Source organism: Acidisphaera rubrifaciens HS-AP3 (assembly GCF_000964365.1).
GTDB classification, from domain to species: Bacteria; Pseudomonadota; Alphaproteobacteria; order Acetobacterales; family Acetobacteraceae; genus Acidisphaera; species Acidisphaera rubrifaciens.
This window is the reverse complement of sequence record NZ_BANB01000343.1, coordinates 1-1,245: the sequence shown is the minus strand read 5'-3', so window position 1 is coordinate 1,245 and position 1,245 is coordinate 1. Positions and strand designations below refer to the sequence as shown.

Here is a 1,245-nt window from a genome sequence, read left to right as displayed (position 1 = left end):
AACGCGCTCTTGATGCGCCGCTGCTGGTCAAGCTCGATCTCGGTGAACTGCACGCCCATCAGGTCGCGCTTTTCCACGCCCACGCCGTGTTCGCCCGTCAGGCAACCGCCGACCTCGACGCACAGGCGCAGGATGTCGGCGCCGAACGCCTCGGCCCGGTGGAAGCTGTCGGGATCGTTGGCGTCGAACATGATGAGCGGATGCAGGTTGCCGTCGCCCGCATGGAAGATGTTGGCGACCTTGAGCCCGTACTGGTCGCTCATCTCGGCGATGCGGCGCAGCGTGTCCGGCAGCCGGCTGGTCGGGATGGTGCCGTCCATGCACATGTAATCGGGGCTGATCCGGCCGACCGCGCCGAACGCCCCCTTGCGCCCCTTCCAGATCGCGAGGCTCTGTTCGGGGCTTTCCGACACCCGCAGGCTGATCGGATCGAACCGGCGGCAGATGTCGCTGATGCGGCCCAACAGGTCGTCCTGCTCCGCCGTCGAACCCTCGACCTCGATGATCAGCATCGCCTCGGCGTCGAGCGGATAGCCCGCGTGGGCGAAGGCCTCGCAGGCATGGATCGCCGGCCGGTCCATGAACTCCAGCGCCACCGGGATGATGCCGGAGCCGATGATCGCATCGACGCACTGGCCGGCCACCTCGTTGGACCGGAAGGCGGCCAGCATCGCGCGCGCGCCCTCGGGCGAGCGGAGGATGCGCACCGTCACCTCCGTCACGAGGACAAGCTGCCCCTCGCTGCCGGTGATCAGGCCGAGCCAGTCATAGCCGGCGGCATCCAGATGCCGGCCGCCGATGTCGAGAATCTCGCCCTCGATCGTCACCACCCGCAGGCCGAGCAGGTTGTTGGCCGTCACGCCGTATTTGAGGCAGTGCGCCCCGCCGGAGTTCATGCCCACGTTGCCGCCGATCATGCAGGCAAGCTGGCTCGACGGGTCGGGGGCATAGAAGAAGCCCTCCGCCTGCACCGCCTGGGTGATGCCGATATTGGTCACGCCCGCCTGCACGACGGCGAGCCGGTCGTCGTAGTCGATCTCCAGGATGCGGTTCATGCGCATCATGCCGACCACGACCGCGTCCGCGAGCGGCAGCGCCCCGCCCGACAGGCTGGTGCCGGCGCCGCGCGGGATCACGCGCACGCCGTTGCGGTGGCAGAACCGCAGCACGGCCGCCGCCTGCTCCGTCGTCTCCGGCAGGGCGACCGCGAGCGGCAGCTGCCGATAGGCGGGGAGACCGTCGGTC

The 1,245-nt window shown here is 69.1% G+C and carries 1 protein-coding gene; it reads right to left on the bottom strand.

Features of this window, described 5'->3' with window-relative positions; genetic code table 11:
* A partial coding sequence (locus B8460_RS10785; RefSeq protein WP_048861605.1) for an FAD-linked oxidase C-terminal domain-containing protein occupies positions 1-1,245 on the bottom strand: 1,245 nt, incomplete at both ends.